Source organism: Streptomyces sp. 7R007 (genome assembly GCF_054850255.1).
In genome coordinates, this window is sequence record NZ_JBTWMV010000013.1 from 47,256 (window position 1) to 69,748 (window position 22,493).

Below are 22,493 nucleotides of genomic sequence, written 5' to 3' on the forward strand. Positions count from 1 at the left end.
GGGTCACTCGTCTCGGGAGCGCAGCAGGCGCACGGACAGCAGGGACAGGGCGAACACCAGCAGGACGAGCAGGAAGGAGTTGGCCGCCCCGGTCCCGAGGTCGGATGAGGTGATGTGGTTGTAGAGGAACAGGCCGCCGGTGGTGGTCGAGCCGTACGGGCCGCCTTGGGTGACCACGAAGGGTTCGGCGAACATCTGGAAGACGGCGAGGGTCTGCACCACGACGAGGAAGGCGATGCTGCGGCGCACCAGCGGCAGCGTCAGCGACCAGAACTGCCGCCGGCGCGAGGCGCCGTCGAGTGCCGCCGCCTCGTACACGTCGGGCGGTACGGCCTGCAGGCCGGCGAGCAGGATGATGATCGCGAAGCCGGTGGTCTTCCACAGAAACAGCAGGGCAAGGGTGGGTTTCGCCCACGCGGTCGAGGTCAGCCAGGCGACGTCGGGCAGGCCCACCAGGTTCAGCAGGGCGTTGACCAGGCCGTAGTCGGTGTCGAAGACCACGATCCACACCTGGGCCATGGCCACCAGCGGGGTGACGAACGGGGCGATGAACACCACCCGGAAAATTCCGCGGCCCTTCAGACGGGCGTTGGCGAGCAGCACCGCGGCGGCGAGACCGCCGACGATCTGCACCGGCACGATGAGCAGCCACATGACGGCGCTGTTGCCCAGCGACGACCAGAACTCCGGACTGGTGAGCAGGTAGCTGTAGTTGCCGAGGCCGATGAAGTGTGCCGCGCCCGCGCCCTTCCAGTCGGTGAAGCTCAACTGGAAGGCGAACACCAGCGGATACAGGCCGAACGCGGCGAAGACGACGTAGAACGGTGCGACGAAGAGATAGGGCGTGAGGAACAGGCGGCGGCGGGTGCGGGACGGTGGTGGCGCTGCCGTGTGCTGCTTGCGTACGGGGGAGAGGGTTGCCGAGGTCACGCGCGGTCCACCAGGTTGCGCTGGATCTTCCGGGTGGAGTCGTCGATGACGTCGTCGGGTGTCATCTTCCCCTCCATCAGCCGCTGCACGTTGTCGCCCAGGTAGTCGACCGACTTGGCCCACCAGGACGGGATCGGCGCGGCGGCGGGGATGGCGGCGGCCGCGTCCACGGTGACCTTCCACAGGTTCTGGCCGCCGAGGGCCGCCACGGGCTTGAACAGCGGATCGTCGGCCTTGCGGGCGGGTGTGTAGCTGGGCACGGAGGTGTTGAGGCCGCCCGGGTAGACGCTGCTGGGTCCGTACACCGCGCGGTAGCCGGGCTGCTTGAAGCAGAGGAACTCGTACAGCAGCCAGGCCAGTTCGGGGTTCTTCGCCTTGGCCGGGATGATGAAGCTGCTGCCGCCCATGGCGCCGCTGCGCGCGCCGCCGGGCGTCCAGGCCGGCAGCCGGGTGGCCCGCCACTTGCCCTTGGTCTGCTTCAGCAGCTGCTGGGGGGCGAAGGACCACCACACCGCCCACGGCACGAGTGCCTGCCGGCCGTCCTCAAGGGCGGCGAGGTCTCCCTGCTTGAGGTACTCGGTGTGGGTCGCCAGCCCGTCGTGGACGGCCGTGCGCACCCAGTTGAGGATCGTCCGGTACTCCTTGGAGTCCAGCCGCAGCCTGCCCTCGGCGTCCGCGAGGCTGGTGCCCTGCTGGTTGGCGAGCATCTCCAGCCACAGCTGGCCGAGGAAGGGGTCCTTTTCCAGGTGGATGGGGCCCGCCTTGGGGTTCTTCTCCTTCAGGGCCCGCGCCGCGTCCAGCAGATCCTCGTAGGTGGCGATGGTCTGCGGATCGACACCCGCCTCCTCCAGCAGGTCCTCCCGGTACCACAGCAGTCCGGGGTCGAGGTCCCAGGGGACGCCGTAGATCCGGCCGTCGACGGTGTTGACCGAGAGCTTGTAGGGCGAGGTGTCCTTGCGGTACGGCTCGATCAGGTCCGTGAGGTCGTACAGGTGCTCGGCCTGTCCGCCGATCTTCGCGTCGTCCCAGAAGCTGCCGTCGGGCAGATCGGCGCCGCTGATCAGCGTGTTGGCCAGCTTGGCGTCGATGTCGACGGCCTGGTGGTTGACCTTGACGTTCGGGTAGGCCTTGCGGAACTTGTCGATGGCCGCGTCGAAGACCTTGAACAGGTCGCCGGAGCGGTTCCAGATGGTGATCTCGCCCTTGGCCGAGGCGCTCGGCGTCCCGGTGAGCTTGCGTGGCTCGGTGCCACTGGAGCCCGGAGCGCAGGCGGCGAGCGGGCCGAGGCCGGCGGCTGCGGCACCGACGCCGAGGGCGCCGCGCAGGACACTGCGGCGAGGAACGGTGGGTCTGGACATGTGCGCGGCTCCTCTGCGGCGATGGCGTCACCGGATCCACGGCGCGCAGAATAGGCGCACAGCGGAGTCCCGGCGGCGCACGCGCCACCTCGATTGCAACGATGCAGAGATGATGCGACGTCTTTTGCAACGATGCAATACCCGAGTAACATTCGGTTGCCGCGAGTCGGAGGCAGCCTCGCCGCAGCGGCCCACAACAGCGCACAGCACTAGGAAGGGATCCCTGGATGGCCGGTGCCACCCTCCGCGACGTCGCCCGACGCGCAGGAGTCTCCATACGTACGGTCTCCAACGTGGTCAACGAGTCGGTCCCCGTCTCCGACGAACTGCGGGCCCGGGTGGAAGCGGCGCTGGAAGAGCTCGACTACCGGCCCAACCTGGTCGCCCGGAATCTGCGCCGCGGGCGCACCGGCATGCTGGCCCTGGTCGTCCCGGAACTCGACGTGCCCTACTTCGCCGAACTGGCCCGCGAGGTCATCACCGCCGCCCGCGAGCACGGGTACGTCGTCATGCTCGACCAGACCGACGGCGACGCGGAGCGCGAGCGCGAGCTGCTCGGCCGCGAGTCGCGCGCCACCATGTTCGACGGACTGCTGCTGAGCCCCCTGAGCATCTCCGCGGAGGAACTGCGCGGCCGCACCAACCGGGTGCCGGTCGTCCTGCTCGGCGAGCACATCTTCAACGGCGACTTCCACCACGTCGCCATCGACAACATCGCCGCTGCCCGCGAGGCCACCGAACACCTCGTCTCCCTGGGCCGCCGGCGCATCGCCGCCATCGGCGACCAGCCCTACAGCACCGGCGAGACCGCTCAACTGCGCACCATCGGCTACCGCCAGGCGCTGGAGCGGGCCGGGCTGTTCGTGGACGAGAGCCTGATCGTCCCCACCCCGCGCTTCCACCGCCGGCTCGGCGCCGAGGCCATGCGGCACCTCCTCGCCCTGCCCGAGCCGCCCGACGCGGTCTTCTGCTACAACGACCTGCTCGCCATCGGCGCCATGCACGCCCTCGCCGACGCCGGCGTGCGGGTACCCGAGGACATCGCGGTCGTCGGCGTCGACGGCATTCAGGAAGGCGAGTACAGCTCGCCGACCCTGACCACCATCGCGCCCGACAAGACGCACCTCGCCCGCACCGCGGTCAGCACCCTCGTCGCCGTCATCGAGGGCACCGCACCGCCGCCCGCCGACGCCAAGGCCCCCTACCGGCTGCTGGTCAGGGGCAGCACCGCGGACGCACGCGAGGCACGCTGACCGTCTCGGCCCGGACGGGCGACACTCGGCCACCGGACAGCGGCCCCCGCCCGCGGCTGGGGCGTCCGCCTTGTGGGCGGTGGTGACCGTCCGGTGTCACAGGTCGATGCGACAATTGCGGGTGAAAGGGGTGAAAGATGCCCGATTCCCGCTGGTCCCGTCCTCCGGCCGACGCCCCACCCCACCGTGAGCGCACGCGGAGCGAACGGCGCGCCATGCGGGGACCGCGATCGCTGCTGAGCATGCGAAGCGTCGTCGGGCAGATGTTCCTGCTCCAGGTCACGATGACCGTCCTCCTCGCGGTGACGGCGGTGGTGGTGCTGGTGCTGGCGGCGCAGCGGCAGGCCACCGAGGCGGCCACCAACCGCTCCCGCAACGTCGCCGAGGCCATCGCACGAGCTCCGGGCACCGCGGACGCCCTGGCATCCACGAACGCCACCGCGGTGCTCCAGCCGTACGCAGCCAGGTCCGGGGGGTTCGACAAGGTCGGCTTCGTCGTCATCATCGACTCGCACGGCTACAGAGTCGCCGACACCGACCCGCACATGATCGGCCGGCGCGTCACCGTCCGGGCGGACCTCGATGCCCTGCACACGGGACGCACGGTCACCGGGCGCGTGTCAGGGGACGGCCACCAGGTCATCCGCGCCTTCACCCCGGTGCGCGACGACCGGGGCCGGGTGGTCGGCGGTGTCGTGGTCGGCGTCACCGTGTCGAGCGTGAGCGCGGCCGCGATGGCGCAGGTGCCGGCGGTGGTGGGGGTCAGCGCGGGCGCGGTGGTCATCAGCACGATCGGTGCCCTGCTCGTCGGTCGACGGCTGCTGAGGATGACCCGAGGGCTCGGCCCGGCCGAGATCACCCGCCTGTACAACCAGCACGACGCGGTACTGCGGGCCGCCCGCGAGGGTGTGGTGATCGTGGACGCGCGGCGTCGCCTGCTGCTGGCCAACGAGGAGGCCCGGCGGCTGCTGGAGCTGCCGGACGAGGCGCAGGGCCGCCGGGTGGACGAACTCGGGCTGGCGGCACCGATGGCGGAGCTGCTCGCGTCGGGCCGGGAGGCGACCGACGAGGTGCATCTGTCGGGCGGGCGGGTGCTGGCGGTCAACCAACGGCTCCTCGAACCCTACGGCGCCACCTCGGGGAGTGTCGCGACGCTGCGTGACTCGACGGAACTGAGGCACCTCTCGGGCCGGGCCGAGGCGGCCCGGGAGCGGTTGCGGCTGCTGTACGACGCCGGCCTGGGCATCGGCACCACGCTGGACGTCACCCGGACCGCCCAGGAACTGGCCGAGGTCGCCGTGCCCCAGTTCTGCGACTACGTGACCGTCGACCTGGCGGAGCCGGTGCTGGGCGGGGACGAGCCGACCGGGCGGGAGCGGACGCTGCGACGGGTGGCGATCGCAGGGATCGGGGACGCACCCTTCACGCCGGTCGGCGCGGACGTCACGTTCGTGACGGCGATGGCGCGGGCGCGGGACATGACACAGGGACGCGGTGCGATCGATCCCGATCTGCGCGTGCTGCCCGGGCTGGTGCCCGGCTACGTGCCCGGATTCGGGCCCAAGGACGGCGAGCGGGCCGCCGGCATCGTGGAGCACGGCGTCCACTCCCTGATCACGGTGCCCCTCAGTGCGCGGGGCGTGGTGCTGGGGGTGGCGGGGTTCTGGCGGTCGAAGAAGCCGGAACCGTTCGAGGAGGACGACCTGGCGCTGGCCGAGGAGATGGCCGCGCGGGCGGCGGTCGCCATCGACAACTCCCGCCGCTACACCCGCGAGCACGCGATGGCGGTGACCTTGCAGCGCAGCCTGCTGCCGGCCTCCCTGCCCGCGCCGACCGCGCTGGAGGTGGCCTACCGCTATCTGCCCGCCGAGTCGAGCGATGTCAGCGGCGACTGGTTCGACGTGATCCCGCTGCCCGGGGCGCGGGTGGCGCTGGTGGTGGGCGACATCGTCGGCCACGGTCTGCACGCGGCCGCCACCATGGGACGGCTGCGCACCGCCGTACACACCCTTGCCGCGCTCGACCTGTCGCCGAGTGAGCTGATGGCCCACCTCGACGACCTGGTCACCCGGATCGACACGGACGAAGCCGACGGCGACGAAGGTCCCGACGTGACCGGGGCGACCTGCCTGTACGCGGTGTACGACCCCGCTTCCGGCCGCGCCGCCATGGCCCGGGCAGGCCACCCGGGCCCGGCCGTCGTGCGCCCGGACGGCACCGTCGAATTCCCCCACGTACCCGTGTCACCGCCCCTCGGGCTGGGCGGAACAGAACCCGTGGAGACGGCCGAGCTGGCCCTCGGCGAGGGGAGCCGTCTGGTGCTCTTCACCGACGGGCTGGTCGAGGCCCGCGGCCGGGACATCGACGCAGGCCTGGAGCTGCTGCGGGACGCGCTCACCGGCCATCCGGAACGCGATCCCGAGGCGACCTGCCAGGCCGTCCTCGAATCCGTGCTGCCGGCCCGTCCCAGTGACGACGTGGCCCTCCTGGTGGCCCGCACCCGCTGTATGGACCCCGGACACATCGCGACCTGGAACCTCGCCTCGGACCCGGCGGCCATCGCCCCCGTCCGGGCGGCCTGCACGCGCTGGCTCACCGAGCGCGGACTCGACAGCGTCAGTTACGCCACCGAGCTGATCGTCTCGGAACTGGCCACCAACGCGGTGCGCTACGGAACTCAGCCGATCACGGTACGGCTGCTGTACGACCAGACGCTGATCTGCGAGGTGTCCGACGCCAGCAGCACGTCTCCCCATCTGCGCCGGGCCGCCACCACCGACGAGGGCGGCCGGGGCCTGTACCTGGTGGCGCGGTTCGCGCAGCGGTGGGGGACGCGCTACACGTCCGGCGGCAAGGTCATCTGGACCGAACAGGCGCTCCACGACCGGGACGACAAGGAGCCGGGCGGCGATACGGCCGAGGCCCTGCTGGAGCAGTGGACCGACCTGTAACAGGCGTGTGCACGGCCGTTGACAGGTGACACAGCCGTTACCTAGCCTCACGAACGACGAGGGATTGATACGTTTCAAATTCAGGAGTCGAGTCCGAGGTGTAAGCGGCTGCCCATGTGAAGTGGGCTTATGTCGCTACCCTTTCGCTCCGCGCCCTGGCTGACTCCCGCGTCTGCCCGCACGATTGAAATGTTCAAATGCTCGATGGGGAGCGTGTCATGAACCTGCGGTGGTCACCGCGACGAAGAATCAGTGTGCTGGCGCTGGTGGTGGGACTGTGGGCGACCGCGCTCCCGCAGGCCCTGGCCGCCCCGGCCCCCGACCACGCCCCCGAGGCACCGGCCGGCCTCACCGTCGACGACCGTACCGACCCGTCGGCCGTCGACGGAACCCCGTCCTTCGGCTGGCTGCCCCAGGACACGGACAGCGGCGAGGTGCAGTCCGCCTATCAGCTGGTGGTGCGTGACGCCGACGGCGACACCGTCTGGGACAGCGGCCGGGTGTCCGGCTCCCAGCAGTCCTGGGTGGCCTACGACGGACCGCGGCTGCGGCCCGGCACGTCCTACCGCTGGAGCGTGCGCACCTGGGACCGCGCCGGCCTGGCATCGCCCTACGCCGCCGCGTCCTTCGGCACCGGCCTCGGCGACCAGGACTGGTCCGGCGCCCAGTGGATCCGCCGACCCGCCACCGGCAACGACGCCGCCAACGAATGGACGGCCGCCCGCAAGGTCATGCGGGTGTCCGACGGCAGCCCCGTGCGCAGTGCCCGCGTCTACGTCGCCGCCATGGGCGACTGGCAGGTCGACGTCGCCGGCCGCGTGGTGCAGCGCAGCTCCTCCTACGAGTACGCCGGGGAGGGCTACTACGACGTCGCCACGCTGCACGGCGTCGAGGCCGGCGAGAACCTCCCGGTCGGCGTCGTCACCCACTACTGGAACTGCACCTGCCAGGGCCGCGCGAAGGGGCCGAGCAGCCCCGAGGGGCCGGACGGCCTGCTGGTGAAGGTCGTCGTCGACCACGCCGACGGCAGCCGGGACGTGATGGTCTCCGACGGCTCCTGGAAGGTGCACCGCTACGACCCCCAGCGCGTCGACACGCTGACCTACCGCAACAGCGACGCCGGCGACCGCGTCGAGTACTACGACGCGACCGCGGAACTGACCGGCTGGGACACCGCCGGCTACGACGACGGCGGCTGGTCCGCCGCCACCGTCGTCGGCCCCCACCCCCGGCCGGCCCCCGCCTCCTGCTCCTCCTACGAGGGCGCCTCCGCGCCGTGCGCCTTCACCCACCTCTCCGCCCTGCAGGCCCACCTGTCCTACCAGGTCGTCCACCCGGTGTCCCTGCTGCACCTGCCCGACGGCACCGTCTTCGCCGACTTCGGTAAAATCTACTCGGCCGTGCCGTCAGTGCGGCTGCGGGAGGGCACCGCGGGCCGCCGGCTGACGTTCACCACCAGCTACCGGCGCAACAACTCCACCCTGGCCTCGGCCGTCCAGACCGGCGACACCACGCTCACGCTCGCGGCGACGTCGAACGTCGTGGCCGGCGACGAGATCGTGGTCGACGCCCCGGCCGACGGCTATGGCGCGGGCCACCCCGAGACCCGCACCGTCACCGCCGTGGACGGCAGGAACGTCACCGTCGACCAACCGCTGAGCGCCGCCCACGACGCGGGCGCCTGGGTGGAGAACTCCCGCGCGGGCACCTCCGCTTTGGACACGCAGGGCAGCACCATGCGCTTCTCCTACACCGAGAAGGACGGCGCCCAGACCGCGCGCCCCTTCACCTACTGGGGCTGGCGCTACCTGCAGATCAGCGACCCCGGCGAGAACCTGACCACCGACGACGTCACCGCCGTCGTGCAGAACACCGACGCCGCCCACCCGGCCGCCTTCACCTCCTCCGACGACACCCTCGACGACGTCTTCGCCCTCATGCAGCGCTCGGCCCTGCAGTCCGCGCAGAACGTCTTCCTGGACACCCCCACCCGGGAGAAGGGCCAGTTCCTCGGCGACACCGTGGACGAGTCGTATGCCACCATGGCCGCCTCCGGGGAGCGCAGCCTCACCCGCCAGGCCATCGTCGCCTTCATGAACTCCCAGGCCCGCTACTGGGGCAACGGCGCGATGAACGCCGTCTACCCCAACGGCGACGCCAAGCGCGACATCCCCGACTACACCGAGATGTTCCCCGCCTGGGTCCTGCGCTACTACGAAACCACCGGCGACCGGCAACTCCTCGCCCTGGCCATGCCGGTGATGAAGAACATCGCCGACTACATCTGGGCGGCCGTCGACAGCCGCGGCCTGATAGCCGACCTGCCCGGCGGCACCAGCTCCTACCTGTACGGCATCATCGACTGGCCCGCGCCCATGCGGTACGGCTACGTCACCAGCGGCAACACCGACCGCACCGTGGTCAACGCCCTCGGCGTGGGCGCGTTGCGGTCCGTCGCCGAGGCCGCCGCCGCGCTCGACGACACCGGCACGCAAACGACGTACGCTGGCCGCGCGGACCGGATCGCCGAGGCGATGCGCACGCAGCTGCGCGATCCGGACACCGGCGCCTGGAGCGACGGGCTGACCGCCGACGGCAGCCGCATCGAGCACGGCGGCGAACACGCCACGACCTTTCCCGTCGCCAACGGCGTGGCCACCCCGTCCGAGTACGCGGCGCTCGGCGAGCGCATCACCGAACTCGGCATGCAGCAGGGCCCGATGACCCTGCGCACGCTGCTGGACGCGCTGCGGATCACCGACCGCCCGGACACCCTGGTCGACCTGCTCACCGACCCCACCCACGACGGCCCCGCCCAGGTGCTGGCCGAGGGCGGCACCTTCCTGTGGGAGCAGTGGACCCCGGGCTGCGCGACCTCCGCCTGCACCGGCGCCCAGGTCTCCCAGAGCAGCAACGAGAGCTTCTCGCACGGCTGGGGAGGCTCCGGCATCACCGGCATCCTGGAGGGCGTGCTGGGCCTGACCGTCACCTCACCCGGCGCGGCCACGGTGCGTATCGCGCCCGCCGACAAGGGCCTCACGCACGCTTCCGGAACCCAGTGGACCGAGCGAGGCGAGGTCGGCGTGGACTGGACCCGCGTCCGCTACGGCGTGAACACGTCCGTGGACGTCCCGGTCAACGTCACCGCCACCGTGGCGCTGCCGACGGTGGACGGCGGCACCTACCGGGTGACCGGCGACGCGAGTTACCTGGGAGTCAGGGACGGCAGAGCGATCTACCGGGTGGGATCGGGCCACACCGGCTTCCACGCGATCCCGGCCGGCTGACCCGGCGGCACACCGTCGAGGCCCAGGGTCCGGGCACCAGGCGCAGCCCCCGCGGCAGCGCCGGCACCCGGCCCGGGGCCGTGCCGCGGCCCCGGGGGTTCGTGCCGAACGCGGCACGCAACACTCCTACGCACCCAGCCTGCTGACCATACGTGCGTGTGCGGTGCCCCTGCCCGGATGGGCCACCTGGCAGTGCGGGCGAAGCGGCGTCTTCGTGCGCGCGCCGCGATGCCTTTGATCTGCCGCCGCGGGCCTCGTGCTTGCAACGCCACTGCCAAGACCATGCGCTTGCACCGGCTATAGTGGATCTAGAGCTGGTCGCCGAACTCCGGTCGGCTGGTGCTGCGTTGGTGGTCCAAGGAAAGACGCCCCGCTTCCTGCGGGGAGATGCAGGTGCAAGGCCTGCCCGGCGCTCGATGAGGGGCCCGTCCGTGTCATGCCCGGACGGGCCCCTCACCTATGCTGCTCATCGTGTCCGGGGTAAGCGAGGCAGGCGACGCGAGAGGCGAACGTGCGATGGTCACCAACACGGTTGGTCTCCGGATGCAGCAGGGCTGCCCACATGGGGGATCACCATCGTGTTCGCCGTCTTCCTTCGCGCTTTGTTGATCGGGTTCATGATGCGGCGTCGATAGCCGGAACTCATGCTGTGGCCGGCTGCCTACGCCTCGCTCGACCTGGTGGCTGCGGTGGACGTACGCCGACTGGTGCATGAGCGTGCGGTAGCGCGCCTTGAGGTTGGAGTTGCCGGCTCCGGCGACGGTCAACCGGCCCCTGTCGGAGACGTTCGGCGTCAGCTGCACCCCCATCCGAGGGGCGCTCAAGCCCCGCGCCCCAGATCAATGCCTTTGCTCCTGGGCCGGTGCCAGGACAGCGGAAAAAGGAAACGTCGGCAGCAGGACGCCAGGCAGCAGGCGGCACTGCGCACCAGCCCCGGCACGGGCCACTGGCAGGTGATCTTCGAAACCCAGGACGAGTCGAAGTGGCATGCTCACCTGCGCCAACTGCGCGCCGGGCCGGAGCGCTGGCCTGCGACGGCCGGGCACCTGCTGTTCGTACCGACAGCGGGGGAGCCATGTAGATAGGGAATCTGCAACTTCGACAAGGCTCGGCAGAGGCAGCTACGTTCATCTGGTCTTCGGCGGTCGCCCCTCACCAGCCCTCGCCCCGCAGCCCTGCCCAGGGAGAGTCGCATGCCCCAGCTTGCTCTGTACACATTCGGCGTTCTGAAGTCACCTCTCGCCGATCCCGCACGTCTCACGCAGGAGTTCTACGAGGTTGGCGAGGCCGTCTACCGGAAGATCAGTCGACACCCCGGATACCTCGCCCATGCCGAGGCGGCGGACGGCGACCGGGGTGTGCTCTTCGAGGCGGACTGGGGTGCCTGGGGAGAGTTCGCCGTGCCGGCCTGGTACGGCAAGGGCCGTACGGCGCAGACCACCGCCCTGGCCGCGACCCTCTCCCTCTGGACCGATCTGCGCCCCGCCTTCGACGCCGTCTACACCGATGTGCACCGTCAGGCGCTGAACAGGCGTTACGACTGGTTCGAAAGGACGGGGCATCCGAGTCACGTGTGCTGGTGGGTCGCCGACGGCGCCATACCCACGTGGCAGGACGGGGTCTCCCGGCTGGAACACCTCCACGACCACGGCGCCGCGCCGCACGCCTTCACCTTCCACCGCTCCTTCGCCCCGGACACAGCTCCAGCCTGGCCGTGACGTTGGTCCAGCGGCTCCACTCGGCCAGCGCCCGCACCTCGGTCGTTCGCCCCGTCTCCGGTCTTGCTGCGCGCCCGCCGACGCCGGCCTGGCAGCCGTCCAGGCCGGCGCGCCGGGCGACGTCACGCAGGGGCGCCGAGCGGCGGGTGCTCGAGCACGCGGGGTTTGTACTCGACCAACTGGATGCGTCCGTCGAACGTGCGGTGATCGATCATCTCCAGGGCAACGTCCGGATAGCCGTCGTAGATGCGTTCCTCGCCCGTGGCCCCGGTGATCACCGGGAACATCACGACCCTGAAGCGGTCGACGAGTCCGGCTCGCAGCAGGGACCGGCACAGGCTGAGGCTGCCGATCGTGCTGAGGAGCCCTGAGCCGCTCGCCTTCATGGCGCGGACCGCCTCGACGGCGTCGTCGCGGACGAGCCTGGAGTTGGCCCACGTCAGTGGCTCCTCGAGCGAGGAGGAGAACACCACCTTGGACGCTTGCGTGAGCTGGTCGACGGACTCTTCTTCCTCGGGCCTGAACTCGTCCTGGCCACTCGGGACCTTCCCCGCGGCGAAGCCCGACATCAGGCGGTAGGTGTTCGCTCCCATCAGGTAGGTGGCCTCGGGCTGCTTGCCGAGCCATTCGAGATACTCCGGGCCTTCGAGGCCCCAGAACCCGGGCCATCCCTCTCCCGACGCGTAACCGTCGAGGGAGGTGATGAAGTCGACGAGAAGCTCCGACATGACGGTGTCCTTTCCTCGGGTGTCACGAGCTTGGACCGGCCGGGGGCCGGAAACTCATCGGCCGCGCTGTGGAGAAGAAGGAGAAAACCCATCACGCTGCAGTCGATGACGTCGACGGACGGAAACTGCTTCGGAGGGGTGGTTTGAGCTCTCGGATCCTTGACACTCCGGGCCCCTCGGGGGCGTGGCGACGCCGACAGCGCTGCGGCCACCATGCCAACGAGCTTTCTTGCCTCTCGCCGGCGGTCGCGCCCGGCGTCGATCTCCGGTGACGGCGGGCGATGGTCGCGGGCGACTCGGTGCTTGTTTCGCGCTCGCCGGACGCCAGGTGCAGATAGCGGCAGGTGTCCCGCCAAGTGGTGTAGGAATCCGGACCGCCTCGCTCCGGCGACCGCCTCCGCCGCGATCGCCGTCGAGGCGCCTCGGTCGGTGTCGATCCTGTTCCAGCCCACCGGAGCGGCTTCTGCCCGGGCGTTGGCCCTGCAGGAATGTGTGACCTGCGGAGTTTTGACCTCCACATCGCTACACCACTTCGCGGGACGCGACCCTGCGTGGTCGTCGGGGCGACGCCGGTGGTGAATCCCGGCGCCGGGCGAGGCGCCGGCGTATGGCTTCAGGTCGCGGGCGTCGGCGAAGCGGGACCGGTCATCTCCGATCACGGCGAGCACCCGGGCGCCGAGCGGGCAGCCGCACGCCGTCACTTGTCTTCGGAGCCGGCACTCCCGAGGGCGTCCGAGGCGGTCTGGAGGGGGTTGCGGGCACCCGCGTCCAGGAGTGGTGCGGCCTGGGGACGGGTGTGGCAGGTGAAGCCGAGCCGGGCCATGGCCCGGGTGACCTCGCCGCCGCTGAAGTCGCGGCGGTCTTGCCGGGTGATGACCGCACCGACCTGCATCACGGGATAGCGGCGGCGGCCGATGGTCACGGAATCACCGGTGACGAGCTCGGGCTTGACGCCCGCCATCGAGGCCAGCACTCCGACCTTGGTCAGCTCGAACGGGTAGCGGGCGATGACACAGCGCATGATGCCTCACAGGGAGAAAGGGGAGGGGATGACGGCCGGGCACGGTGCGACGAGGACGTCCCGGAGCCGGACGCGGTCCGTGTAGGCGGAGCTGTCGCGGTGCACGCTGAGTTGGGCCCGGGTGACCGAGCCGGTGCGCTCGTCGTCCCCGTCGCACAGGTGCAGGTGGTCCACACCGGCACCGGCCATGATGGACAAGGCCACCTCGACGGTCATGTCGTCGAACACCCGTAGCTCGATGGCGTGCATGGGGTCGACCTGGGCCTTGACGTCGGTGATGGTCGGCTTTCGATGCGTCTGAAGCGGTGTCACGGCTGCCTCCTGCGGTACGGGCGGATGTTCCGAGCACGACGGCTTTGCGCAGGCAGTCCGTCGCCGGCCGGTGACGGACTGGCGGCATGTCAAGCTGCGCGGCGCTTCCCGGCGGACCGTCCCCGGACGGTACGTCCCCGACGGCCTCGGGCCGGGGCGGAAGCGGGAGATGCGCTCCGCTGGGCCGACTCCGCGGGCGGCGCGGTCACGACGACCGGGACACCGGAGGGGGCCCGTGCCCCGGTGATGCGGCTCAGTTCCGCCTCGCCCGAACCCACCGCGGTGATCGTCGGGGTGATGCCGGCCGAGGCCAGCAGCCGGCCCATGTCACGACGCTGGCCGGGCGTCACCAGGGTGACGACGCTGCCGGACGCGCCGGCGCGGGCCGTACGGCCGCCGCGGTGCAGGTAGTCCTTGTGGTCGCCGGGCGGATCCACGTTGACCACCAGATCGAGTCCCTCGACGTGGATGCCGCGCGCTGCGACATTGGTCGCCACCAGTGCCGTCACCTGCCCGCTCTTGAACTGCGCGAGGGTGCGGGTGCGCTGCGGCTGGGACCTGCCGCCGTGCAGGGCGGCGGCGCGGACACCGCTGCCCAGGAGATGCTTGGTCAGCCGGTCCACGGCGTGCTTGGTGTCCAGGAACATGATCACCCGGCCGTCCCGGGCCGCGATCTCGGTGGTGGTGCGGTGCTTGTCCGCCTCGTGCACGTGGAGTACGTGGTGCTCCATCGTGGTGACGGCACCCGCCGACGGGTCGACGGAGTGGACCACCGGGTCGGTGAGATAGCGGCGGACCAGCTTGTCGACGTTGCGGTCCAGGGTGGCCGAGAAGAGCATCCGCTGGCCCTCCGAACGCACCTGGTCGAGCAGTGCCGTGACCTGGGGCATGAATCCCATGTCGGTCATCTGGTCCGCCTCGTCCAGGACGGTCACGGCGACCTCGCCCAGCCGGCAGTCACCCCGGTCGATGAGGTCCTTCAGCCGCCCCGGTGTCGCGACGACGACCTCCGCCCCGGCCCGCAGCGCGTTCGCCTGCCTGCCGGTGGACATCCCGCCGACCAGGGTGGCCAGTCGCAGTCCTACGGCGCGGGCGTACGGGGTGAGCGCGTCGGTGACCTGCTGGGCGAGTTCCCGGGTGGGGACCAGGACGAGGGCCAGCGGCTGCCGTGGTTCGGCACGCCGTCCCGCGGTACGGGCCAGCAACGGGAGACCGAAGGCGAGGGTCTTGCCCGAACCGGTGCGGCCACGGCCGAGCACGTCACGTCCGGCCAGGGAGTTCGGCAGGGTCGCCGCCTGGATCGGGAACGGCACGGTCACGCCTTCGTGGCCCAGCGCGGCCAGCAGCGGCGCGGGCAGGGCGAGATCGGTGAACGAGTCGACGGCGGGCAGTGCGGGCACGACCGTCTTCGGCAGAGTGAATTCGCCGCGGGGCGCGGCCTGCCGACTGTCGTGGCCCTGGGGACGGCGCCGGGTGCCGGAGCGGTCGTGGGTGCGGGTAGTGCGGGTAGTGCGTGACGGGCGTGCTCGGTTCATGCGGAACCTTCCTCGATGCGGGCGCGTATCAGGGAATTTCCGCAGCACGCTGAAACGGCGCAGAGAATCGCGAGAACGGGCCGAAGACGACAGGGGAGATGCCCCTGAAAATGCAGCGAGCTGGGGCCCGCACCCCAAGGTGCGGGCCCCAGCTGCGAAGTATGAGTCGGTGCTGTGATCAGGCCGGAACGATGTTCTCGGCGGTCGGGCCCTTCTGGCCCTGCGCGACGTCGAACGACACCTTCTGGCCTTCCTGCAGCTCGCGGAAGCCCTGGGTGGCGATGTTCGAGTAGTGGGCGAAGACGTCGGCGCCGCCGCCGTCCTGCGCGATGAAGCCGAAGCCCTTTTCGGCGTTGAACCACTTCACAGTGCCGGTAGCCATGTTATTTCTCCTTCGGAAACGGTGCTCGGAATCCGCCTTGTGCGGTCTCCTGTCGCCGTGATGATCAGCCCGTCGGAAAAATGAACCTTTTGGCAACCACAACTGCAACCTGTCACAACAGTAGCACGGCATGCTCGGCTGCTTGCCGTGAATAAATTCGCTCCGCCTGTCGCGGAGGGAATATTCCGGCTGTGCAGAAAATATTCCCGCTTCCCGTGCCTGATTTTTCCTTGCAACCGACAGATATGCGCCCGTCAGCCAGCCAGGAGCGCACTCGCGCCCAGGTGGGACGCGGGGTCGGCCGCGGCTGTCATCGGCCGGGCAGCTTCGGCGGCCGGTTTGCGGGGTGGGACGACCAGGAGGACCCAGCGTCCGACGGTGTCGTGCGGCACCGCCGGTCGCGCGGTGCGAAGAGCCCTCGGTGCGTTCAGGCCACGCCCGGTCGGGGAGAGGCGATCGAGGGACAACGCCGGGGCCGGTCAGGCCGGGCGCAGGGCCAGCACCGCGCGCACTCTGTTGCCGCCCCCCTCGACCCGATTGATTTCGAAGCGCTGCGCCAGGCACCGCACCATGGCGAGGCCGCGCCCGCTCTCACCCCACGTCGTCAGCGGCCGAACGCCGGGTCGGCCGGGGCTGCCGTCGTAGACCTCGACGGTCACGTGGGCGTCCGACACGTGCAGGCGCAGTCGGCAGCTGCCGCCGTGCCGCGTGGCGTTGGTGACCAGCTCGGAGACGATGAGGGCCGCGTCGCCGATGTGCTCGGCGTCGAGCCCCGCCGTCTGGCGGCCAGGCCGTGCGAGGAACTGCGAGGTCAACTTACGTGCCCTGCCCGCCGATTCGGCCTCGTCGGGCAGGAGGTACTCGACTCGTGCGGAACGCCGATGGGTACGCCGATGCGTACGCATGGCGGATCACTTCCCCTCCTGGGCCACCCGACCACCTTGGCCGTGGCCGCTCGCCGGTCGGTGGCATCTCCTGCCCGGCCGGGCCTGCCCGGTGCTGATGCCCGGTGCAGGTGATCGCCAACCGGAAACAGGGGAGCCGGACATCGCTGGCCGGGCAGGAGGGGAGTGTCGCAGAGGTCACGTGCCCCCTGCCGGACGATGGCTCACTCCCGCGTCCCGAAGGAGCGCGCTCGCGGTGAGGCGGAGTGCGGGCTCGGCTGCGGCCGTCGTCAGCCGCTCGGCCGTGGCCGTTTCGGCACCGGGCGGAACGATCCGCAGGTCCCGGGGGCCGACGCCATAGGCGAACAGCCGGATCGCGTGCGGGTCGAACCCGGATGTCAACCACGCCGCCCGCACCGTGTGCCGGGCAACGGGCAGGTCGCACCGTGCCCTGAGGTCAGGCGCTGCGGTGTGCCACCAGGCGCCGTTCAAGGGGCCGGGCGGAAAGGTCGGGGGACGCAGGGGGAGACTACGGGCGGGCTGAAGTGAAGAAGGGCCAGGACCGGCGTCGTGACGCGCCGAGATCGACGCCGACGGGGCGTCGGCGAATGGGCAACTCCCGGTTCGTTCCACGCTACTCTGCCCTGGCGGCGTGGACGGGTGGGCCCGTCCGAAGGGTCCTCCAAGGCCCGCAAGGGTTCTCACCCGGGGCAAAGTCGCCTGGGCTTGCGGGACTTCGCCGTCCACAGGTTCCGTCGGAACGCACGCCGCTCGGCAGCCTGTGCGCTGCCTGCGTCGCGAGCCGACGGGCAAGAACCGATTCTCGGCCTCTGCGGAGCAGCCGGCCTTCGATGCCCGGTGTGGCCCGCTCCGGTGATCGCCCCCGTCCTGCTTCCCGTCGTGGTGAGACCGGCGGGGCCCGATGCGGGACACGAGGCTCCGATCGCGCGCCCGTGATGGGGATTCGGCCGCGCGGGGAGTCTCAGACGGCCGCCCCTGGGGATCGAACGACCGGCGGCGGCCGTCGGAAGGCGCCTGCGTCAAAGGACCGGTGGCCGTTGGTGCGCGCAGCCGCTTCCAGGATCAGGTGCGCAGCAGCCGCCCGGTGATCTCCCGGTACTCCCGCAGCGCGAGCCGGAGCTCGGCGGACTGCGTCTCGGGGTCCCGGTCCTGCCAGCCCGCGCGCAGGACGCGCCGACGTTCCTGGAGGGCGTTCACCAGCGCCTCGGTGGCTTCGTCGAAGGCGCTCTCTGCCTCCTCCAGGGCCTCGCCGGGAGCGTCCGCGAAGGTGTTCACGGCGTGTCCGAGGCGCCGGACGATCCTGTCCCGTTCGTCGGACGGGAGCAGCGATTCCGGGCCCGGGGCGCGGCGCCCGGCGAGGCCCGGGGGCCGGTCGGCGGGTTGCTGGGCGCGTGTCTGGTCGTACATCGTCGTATGCACCGTTCCCGTTGCGATGGGGTCGCCGCCCGAAGACGCCCTTGGCCCTCTCGGCGGCCTGCTTCCGGCTGCCGGAAACCCGGCCGGCCCTGCCCTTCACGGCCCTGTGCCGTCCGGTCAGTCAACGTCCGGGGACGACCCGTGTCAACGCGGCACCGCCCGGAGCGCGCCCCGCCTGGGCGCCTGACCAGCGCTCGTCGAGCGTTTTCCGGCACGGGGAGCACGCGGACGGAACAACGGGTGCGTCGTGCTTGTCGGACAGGTCGTCTCCCGTGCACCGCCCATCGAGAACCTGCCGCAAGGGAAGGGCCGCCGCCGGCCGTCGCCCACGACGCGGATCGGGTAGAGCCGCGGCCACGGCTTGTGGAAAGCCGCCCGGTCCAACCCCTCGGGCCCGGTTCACCGATACGTTGTCATCATGCGCTTTGCTCTCTCCATCCCGCAGTTCCACCGAGACGGCGAGTTCGATCCGGGAGCCTTCCGTGACTACCTCGCGCGGGCCGAAGACCTCGGATTCCACAGCGTCTGGGCACAGGAGTCGCTGCTCGGCACCGGGGCCGTGCTGTCGCCGATGGAAGTCATGACGTACGCCGCCGCGTGCACGACCCGGCTCCGGCTGGGGACGACCGTCTTCGTGAGCACGCTGCACCAGCCCGTCCATTTCGCCAAGGCGCTGGCGACCATCGACCAGATGAGCGGAGGCCGGCTGGAGGTGGGGGTCGGCTCCGGTGGCCCGGACCGGCCGTTCGCCGCGTTCGGCATGGACAAGACCCGGTATCTGGCGCGGTTCACCGAGGGCATCGACCTCGTCAAGGCACTGTGGACGCGGCCGAGCGTCACCTTCGACGGCGAGTTCTGGCACCTTGAGGACGCGTCGATGGAACCCAAGCCGCTGCAGAAGCCGCATCCCCCGCTGTGGTTCGGCGGATCGAGCGAGCCGGCACTGCGGCGCGCGGTGCGGCTGGCGGACGGGTTCTTCGGCGCGGGATCGTCCACCACGGCCGCGTTCCGGGAGCAGGTCGCGTTCGTCACCGAGGAGGCGGCCAAGGCGGGCAGGACGGACTTCCCGATCGCCAAGCGCGTGTACATCGACATCGACGACAACGCCGAGCGGGCGCGCGAGCGGATCAACGCCGGCCTGGCCCGTGTCTACGGCCGCCGGATCGCCCGTATCGAGGCCGCCGCGGTCGCCGGGACCCTGGACGACTGCGTGGCGGGCGTCCGCGAGGTGATCGACGCCGGTGCGGGCCTCGTCCTGTTCACCCTGCTCGGCGAGACTGCGCCGCTGGCGGAGCGGATCGCCGCCGAGGTGATTCCGGCACTGGCCGTTTGACGTGTGGGGCGCCCCGGAATGAACTCACTCGTAGAACGTTGAACCAGCCATGAAGAAGATCGGTTTTCTGTCCTTCGGACACTGGACACCGTCGCCGCACTCGCAGACGCGCTCCGCCGCCGACTCCCTGGTGCAGGCGATCGACCTGGCGGTGGCCGCCGAGGAGCTGGGCGTCGACGGTGCATATTTCCGTGTCCACCACTTCGCCCGGCAGCTGGCCTCGCCCTTCCCGCTGCTCGCGGCCATCGGTGCCCGCACCAGCCGGATCGAGATCGGCACCGGTGTCATCGACATGCGCTACGAGAACCCCATGTACATGGCCGAGGACGCCGGCGCCGCCGACCTCATCTCCGGCGGGCGGCTCCAGCTCGGCATCAGCCGGGGCTCACCGGAGCAGGTGATCGACGGCTGGCGGCACTTCGGGTACCGGCCGGCGGAGGGTGGGACCGACGCCGACATGGCCCGTGGGCACACCGAGGTGTTCTTGGAGGTGCTCAAGGGCGAGGGGTTCGCGGAACCCAATCCGAACCCGATGTTCGCCAACCCGCCGGGGCTGCTGAGGATCGAGCCGCACTCCCCGGGGCTGCGGGAGCGGATCTGGTGGGGGTCCTCTTCCAACGCGACCGCGAAATGGGCCGCGGAGCTCGGCATGAACCTGCAGAGCTCGACCCTCAAGGACGACGAGAGCGGCGAACCGCTGCACATCCAGCAGCGCAAGCAGATCGAGGCCTACCGCGAGGCATGGCGCGCCGCGGGCCACGAACGTGAGCCCCGAGTGTCCGTCAGCCGCAGCATCTTCGCGCTCGTAGACGACCGGGACCGCGCCTACTTCGGCCGTGAACGCGACTCCCAGGACCACGTGGGGTACATCGACGCCGACACCCGCGCGGTCTTCGGTCGCACCTACGCCGCCGAACCGGACGTACTCGTCAAACGGCTCGCCGAGGACGAGGCCATCGCCGCCGCCGACACCCTGCTGCTCACGGTGCCCAACCAGCTCGGCGTCGACTACAACGCGCACGTCCTTGAGAGCATCCTCACCCACGTCGCCCCGGAACTCGGCTGGCGCTGAGACCCTTTGGAAGACCTCGACGGGCCGGAGGAGCGGCATGGGCGTTGCCTCCTCCGGCGCTCTCTTCACGTAAGTGAGCGGCGGGCTGCCTGGGGTGCGGGCGAAACGGCCAGGCCCTCCCGGCCCCGGACCGTGCGCCCACAACGGCGCCCGCCCTAGGTGGCCTTGGTCGGCGGCTCCTGCGTGGGCAAGGCTCGTGCACTGCGAGAACCGATACAAAGCCTGCTGCGTACGGTGGCAGGTGCGGCGTCCCATTCCCCACCGCCACGATGCCGCTCGTGGGCTGATGGGGCTGATGGGGCTGATCCAAGAGCATGCTCAGTGGCTCCCGGTTTCTCCTCGTGTCCCACGAGGTGCAGGCGTGTGCAAGTCATTGCCTGGCGCGGTCACCGTGCACAGAGCGGGTCCGCGGCGGAGGGTCTTCACCACGCTCGACAGGGGCCCGCTCTGGCGGGAACGGACGCCGTCCCCCTCCGCCGAAGCCTCACCGACCTGGTCGTCGTCCTTGCCGGAGACACGAGAGGTCTCCTCCCGGACGCGACCGACGCCGTCAAGTCCGCTCTACTGCTCACGAGTTGGCCCACCAGTGCCCGTTGCGGTCGCTGTCAGTGGTCCATGGCACGATCACGGGCATGACGATGATCGATGAGCGGTCCGTTCACGCGAGGGCGGTCGAGTGCGGCGTGCCGGGTCCTGTCGCCCGGGAGATGCTCGACCAGTGCAGGCCGTGCGTTTACTTGGTGCGACACGAGGAGTTGCCCCCGCCCCAGCGGGAAGGCGCACAGCCGGCCGCACGCACCGGCGGCCTTCCCGCCTTGCCGGACGGAGTGGAGTGGCCCGTGGGCCGGGCGCAGCTCGTGCTGACCATCGACTGCGCGATGCTGCCGGCCGATGCGCTCGACATCGAACTGCCCGCCGACGGCCACCTGTTGTTCTTCACCCACATCGAGTACCCACCGGAGTCGTCCGCCGTGCTCCATGTCCCGGGCGGAACGCCGACCACGGAACGCGCCGCCGGCTACGAAGTGGACGGCGAGGCTTGGGAGGTCACCGTCTACGAACCGCACTTGCTGTACGCGGTCACAGGGGTGACCGTCGCGGAAGACTGGCGTACGGCACCGCACACCCAGGCATTCCTGGACGGCGGCGAACACCTGGAGACGCTGGAGCGTTTCGAGAACGCCGTTCTCGCTCAGGCCTCCGGCGGCATCCGGCACGGTGTCTGCGTGCAGATCGGCGGCTTCTCCGACCCCTGGGACCTGGCGCCCGATGAGGGCGGCCCGGTACTTCTCGCGCAACTGCACGGGCAGGCGATCGACGACGACGTCTACACCCTGACTCTCATCGTGGGCACCCGAGAGGACATCGCCGCCCGGCGGTACGACAGCCTCCAGTACGAACAGCAGTGTTGAGCGGCAGCGTGACCCGGTAAGCCCTGGCGCGGTATCGGCGGGGCGAAGCGTTCACGTACCTTGCACAGCGGAGCCCGTCGACCTGTTCGGGACGGCGAGCGGCGTGTCACCCTCATGCCCATACCTGCCATGAAGCGGAAGCGGACCGCAGCCACCCTCGTCGCCGACCTTCGTGCACGCTCGTGCTCGCCGGCATCGTGTCGGCAGCGAACCTTCTGTCGGTGGGACCTGCCGTCGCGGATCCGACGGCGGCCGACTCCGGCACCGACCGGCTCGCCATGCTGGGCGCGGACGGCAGGCTCACCATCATCCCCCGGCACTCACGTCCCTCGCCTGGGGATCGCCGCGCTGGGTGGACGGGGGTAGCCGCCCACGCGGGACTGTCAGGTCGGCGCGCGTGCCAGTCGCGGCCGCCGGCTCCGAGGACGCCCGCGTCGGCGGCGAGGCCCGTGTGGGCCGGTGAGCGCACCTCGCGACGGGTGATCCGGGTGACCGCGGCGGGGAAGAGGGGCCTCAGTGGCGGGCAGCGACGTCCCTGCCGTTGACCATATAGTCCAGGAAGTGAAAGCCGATGGCCTGCGGTGCCGGCAACATCTGGCGGTCGCGGATCTCCGGAAGCCAGGACGAGCGCGTCAATACGTCGTCATCGGCGAAAGCGGCCGCAACCTCTGTGGCCGACGCTGCGAAGACCCCCGCCGGATCGTCGCCGACCGGGCGATCGGCCCAGACACCACGATCACGGGTTTCGCCGCGTGCTGCCGCCGCGAAGCCGTAGTTCTGTCCGGTCATGTGTGCCAGCAACTGCCCCAGTGTCCACTGCCCACGGCGTCGGCTGGCCGAGCATGTCGACGTCGACCTGGCTGACGATGGACTTCGTGAT

Annotated in this window: 17 protein-coding genes; 7 read left to right on the top strand and 10 right to left on the bottom strand. The window is 70.6% G+C overall.

Annotated features, from left to right (window positions below; translation table 11 throughout):
• Positions 1-3: 3 nt before the first annotated feature.
• Entirely contained in the window at positions 4-930 is a 927-nt protein-coding gene (locus ACYF6T_RS18900) for a carbohydrate ABC transporter permease (RefSeq protein WP_461697897.1), read from the bottom strand.
• Complete coding sequence (locus ACYF6T_RS18905) at positions 927-2,288, bottom strand: ABC transporter substrate-binding protein (protein ID WP_461697899.1); 1,362 nt, start codon at positions 2,286-2,288, stop codon at positions 927-929. The genes ACYF6T_RS18900 and ACYF6T_RS18905 overlap by 4 nt, the downstream gene beginning before the upstream one ends.
• A gap of 227 nt (positions 2,289-2,515) precedes the next feature.
• On the opposite strand from ACYF6T_RS18905, the gene ACYF6T_RS18910 reads away from it, so the two are divergent.
• The 4 genes from ACYF6T_RS18910 to ACYF6T_RS18925 all read left to right on the top strand — a co-directional run bounded on the left by ACYF6T_RS18910 (position 2,516) and on the right by ACYF6T_RS18925 (position 11,497).
• A complete protein-coding gene (locus ACYF6T_RS18910; protein ID WP_461697901.1) occupies positions 2,516-3,541 on the top strand; it encodes a LacI family DNA-binding transcriptional regulator in 1,026 nt (341 codons plus the stop codon).
• A gap of 242 nt (positions 3,542-3,783) precedes the next feature.
• Complete coding sequence (locus ACYF6T_RS18915; RefSeq protein WP_461697903.1) at positions 3,784-6,492, top strand: SpoIIE family protein phosphatase; 2,709 nt, start codon at positions 3,784-3,786, stop codon at positions 6,490-6,492.
• A gap of 218 nt (positions 6,493-6,710) precedes the next feature.
• Complete coding sequence (locus ACYF6T_RS18920; RefSeq protein WP_461697905.1) at positions 6,711-9,779, top strand: alpha-L-rhamnosidase-related protein; 3,069 nt, start codon at positions 6,711-6,713, stop codon at positions 9,777-9,779.
• Positions 9,780-10,972: 1,193 nt separating this feature from the next.
• Entirely contained in the window at positions 10,973-11,497 is a 525-nt protein-coding gene (locus tag ACYF6T_RS18925; RefSeq protein ID WP_461697907.1) for a DUF3291 domain-containing protein, read from the top strand.
• Positions 11,498-11,619: 122 nt separating this feature from the next.
• Here the strand turns inward: ACYF6T_RS18925 and ACYF6T_RS18930 are convergent, their stop codons facing one another.
• The 7 genes from ACYF6T_RS18930 to ACYF6T_RS18960 all read right to left on the bottom strand — a co-directional run bounded on the left by ACYF6T_RS18930 (position 11,620) and on the right by ACYF6T_RS18960 (position 17,787).
• Positions 11,620-12,225, bottom strand: a complete 606-nt coding sequence (locus ACYF6T_RS18930) for a dihydrofolate reductase family protein (RefSeq protein WP_461697909.1) — start codon at positions 12,223-12,225, stop codon at positions 11,620-11,622.
• A 697-nt stretch (positions 12,226-12,922) separates the two neighbouring features.
• Positions 12,923-13,246 (bottom strand): SCO5918 family protein, encoded by a 324-nt coding sequence (locus ACYF6T_RS18935; RefSeq protein WP_461697911.1) that lies wholly within the window; start codon positions 13,244-13,246, stop codon positions 12,923-12,925.
• A gap of 6 nt (positions 13,247-13,252) precedes the next feature.
• Positions 13,253-13,558: a CBS domain-containing protein gene (locus tag ACYF6T_RS18940; RefSeq protein ID WP_461697913.1), complete on the bottom strand. Its 306-nt coding sequence runs from the start codon at positions 13,556-13,558 to the stop codon at positions 13,253-13,255.
• An 89-nt stretch (positions 13,559-13,647) separates the two neighbouring features.
• Positions 13,648-15,093: a DEAD/DEAH box helicase gene (locus ACYF6T_RS18945; protein WP_461697915.1), complete on the bottom strand. Its 1,446-nt coding sequence runs from the start codon at positions 15,091-15,093 to the stop codon at positions 13,648-13,650.
• Positions 15,094-15,271: 178 nt separating this feature from the next.
• Positions 15,272-15,475 carry a cold-shock protein gene (locus ACYF6T_RS18950; RefSeq protein WP_161148376.1) on the bottom strand — a complete coding sequence of 68 codons (204 nt, stop codon included), beginning with the start codon at positions 15,473-15,475 and terminating at the stop codon, positions 15,272-15,274.
• A 479-nt stretch (positions 15,476-15,954) separates the two neighbouring features.
• Positions 15,955-16,380: an ATP-binding protein gene (locus tag ACYF6T_RS18955; protein ID WP_461697918.1), complete on the bottom strand. Its 426-nt coding sequence runs from the start codon at positions 16,378-16,380 to the stop codon at positions 15,955-15,957.
• Between the two features lie 1,062 nt (positions 16,381-17,442).
• Positions 17,443-17,787 (bottom strand): hypothetical protein, encoded by a 345-nt coding sequence (locus ACYF6T_RS18960; RefSeq protein WP_461697920.1) that lies wholly within the window; start codon positions 17,785-17,787, stop codon positions 17,443-17,445.
• A gap of 427 nt (positions 17,788-18,214) precedes the next feature.
• Between ACYF6T_RS18960 and ACYF6T_RS18965 the strand changes: the two genes are divergently transcribed.
• From ACYF6T_RS18965 to ACYF6T_RS18975, 3 genes are all read left to right on the top strand, one after another.
• Positions 18,215-19,129 carry an LLM class flavin-dependent oxidoreductase gene (locus ACYF6T_RS18965; RefSeq protein ID WP_461697922.1) on the top strand — a complete coding sequence of 305 codons (915 nt, stop codon included), beginning with the start codon at positions 18,215-18,217 and terminating at the stop codon, positions 19,127-19,129.
• A 49-nt stretch (positions 19,130-19,178) separates the two neighbouring features.
• A complete protein-coding gene (locus tag ACYF6T_RS18970; protein ID WP_461697924.1) occupies positions 19,179-20,201 on the top strand; it encodes an LLM class flavin-dependent oxidoreductase in 1,023 nt (340 codons plus the stop codon).
• Positions 20,202-20,908: 707 nt separating this feature from the next.
• Positions 20,909-21,613, top strand: a complete 705-nt coding sequence (locus ACYF6T_RS18975; RefSeq protein ID WP_461698076.1) for a DUF1963 domain-containing protein — start codon at positions 20,909-20,911, stop codon at positions 21,611-21,613.
• A gap of 513 nt (positions 21,614-22,126) precedes the next feature.
• Here the strand turns inward: ACYF6T_RS18975 and ACYF6T_RS18980 are convergent.
• Positions 22,127-22,402 carry a hypothetical protein gene (locus ACYF6T_RS18980; protein ID WP_461697926.1) on the bottom strand — a complete coding sequence of 92 codons (276 nt, stop codon included), beginning with the start codon at positions 22,400-22,402 and terminating at the stop codon, positions 22,127-22,129.
• Positions 22,403-22,493: the final 91 nt, after the last annotated feature.

Excerpts from the sequence above, each read along its gene's own strand:
- ACYF6T_RS18905 (WP_461697899.1), bottom strand. The coding sequence starts at position 2,288 with ATGTCCAGACCCACCGTTCCTCGCCGCAGTGTCCTGCGCGGCGCCCTC.
- ACYF6T_RS18910 (WP_461697901.1), top strand. The coding sequence starts at position 2,516 with ATGGCCGGTGCCACCCTCCGCGACGTCGCCCGACGCGCAGGAGTCTCC.
- ACYF6T_RS18915 (WP_461697903.1), top strand. The coding sequence starts at position 3,784 with ATGCGAAGCGTCGTCGGGCAGATGTTCCTGCTCCAGGTCACGATGACC.
- ACYF6T_RS18920 (WP_461697905.1), top strand. The coding sequence starts at position 6,711 with ATGAACCTGCGGTGGTCACCGCGACGAAGAATCAGTGTGCTGGCGCTG.
- ACYF6T_RS18925 (WP_461697907.1), top strand. The coding sequence starts at position 10,973 with ATGCCCCAGCTTGCTCTGTACACATTCGGCGTTCTGAAGTCACCTCTC.
- ACYF6T_RS18930 (WP_461697909.1), bottom strand. The coding sequence starts at position 12,225 with ATGTCGGAGCTTCTCGTCGACTTCATCACCTCCCTCGACGGTTACGCG.
- ACYF6T_RS18935 (WP_461697911.1), bottom strand. The coding sequence starts at position 13,246 with ATGCGCTGTGTCATCGCCCGCTACCCGTTCGAGCTGACCAAGGTCGGA.
- ACYF6T_RS18945 (WP_461697915.1), bottom strand. The coding sequence starts at position 15,093 with ATGAACCGAGCACGCCCGTCACGCACTACCCGCACTACCCGCACCCAC.
- ACYF6T_RS18950 (WP_161148376.1), bottom strand. The coding sequence starts at position 15,475 with ATGGCTACCGGCACTGTGAAGTGGTTCAACGCCGAAAAGGGCTTCGGC.
- ACYF6T_RS18955 (WP_461697918.1), bottom strand. The coding sequence starts at position 16,380 with ATGCGTACGCATCGGCGTACCCATCGGCGTTCCGCACGAGTCGAGTAC.
- ACYF6T_RS18960 (WP_461697920.1), bottom strand. The coding sequence starts at position 17,787 with ATGTACGACCAGACACGCGCCCAGCAACCCGCCGACCGGCCCCCGGGC.
- ACYF6T_RS18965 (WP_461697922.1), top strand. The coding sequence starts at position 18,215 with ATGCGCTTTGCTCTCTCCATCCCGCAGTTCCACCGAGACGGCGAGTTC.
- ACYF6T_RS18970 (WP_461697924.1), top strand. The coding sequence starts at position 19,179 with ATGAAGAAGATCGGTTTTCTGTCCTTCGGACACTGGACACCGTCGCCG.
- ACYF6T_RS18975 (WP_461698076.1), top strand. The coding sequence starts at position 20,909 with ATGCTCGACCAGTGCAGGCCGTGCGTTTACTTGGTGCGACACGAGGAG.
- ACYF6T_RS18980 (WP_461697926.1), bottom strand. The coding sequence starts at position 22,402 with ATGACCGGACAGAACTACGGCTTCGCGGCGGCAGCACGCGGCGAAACC.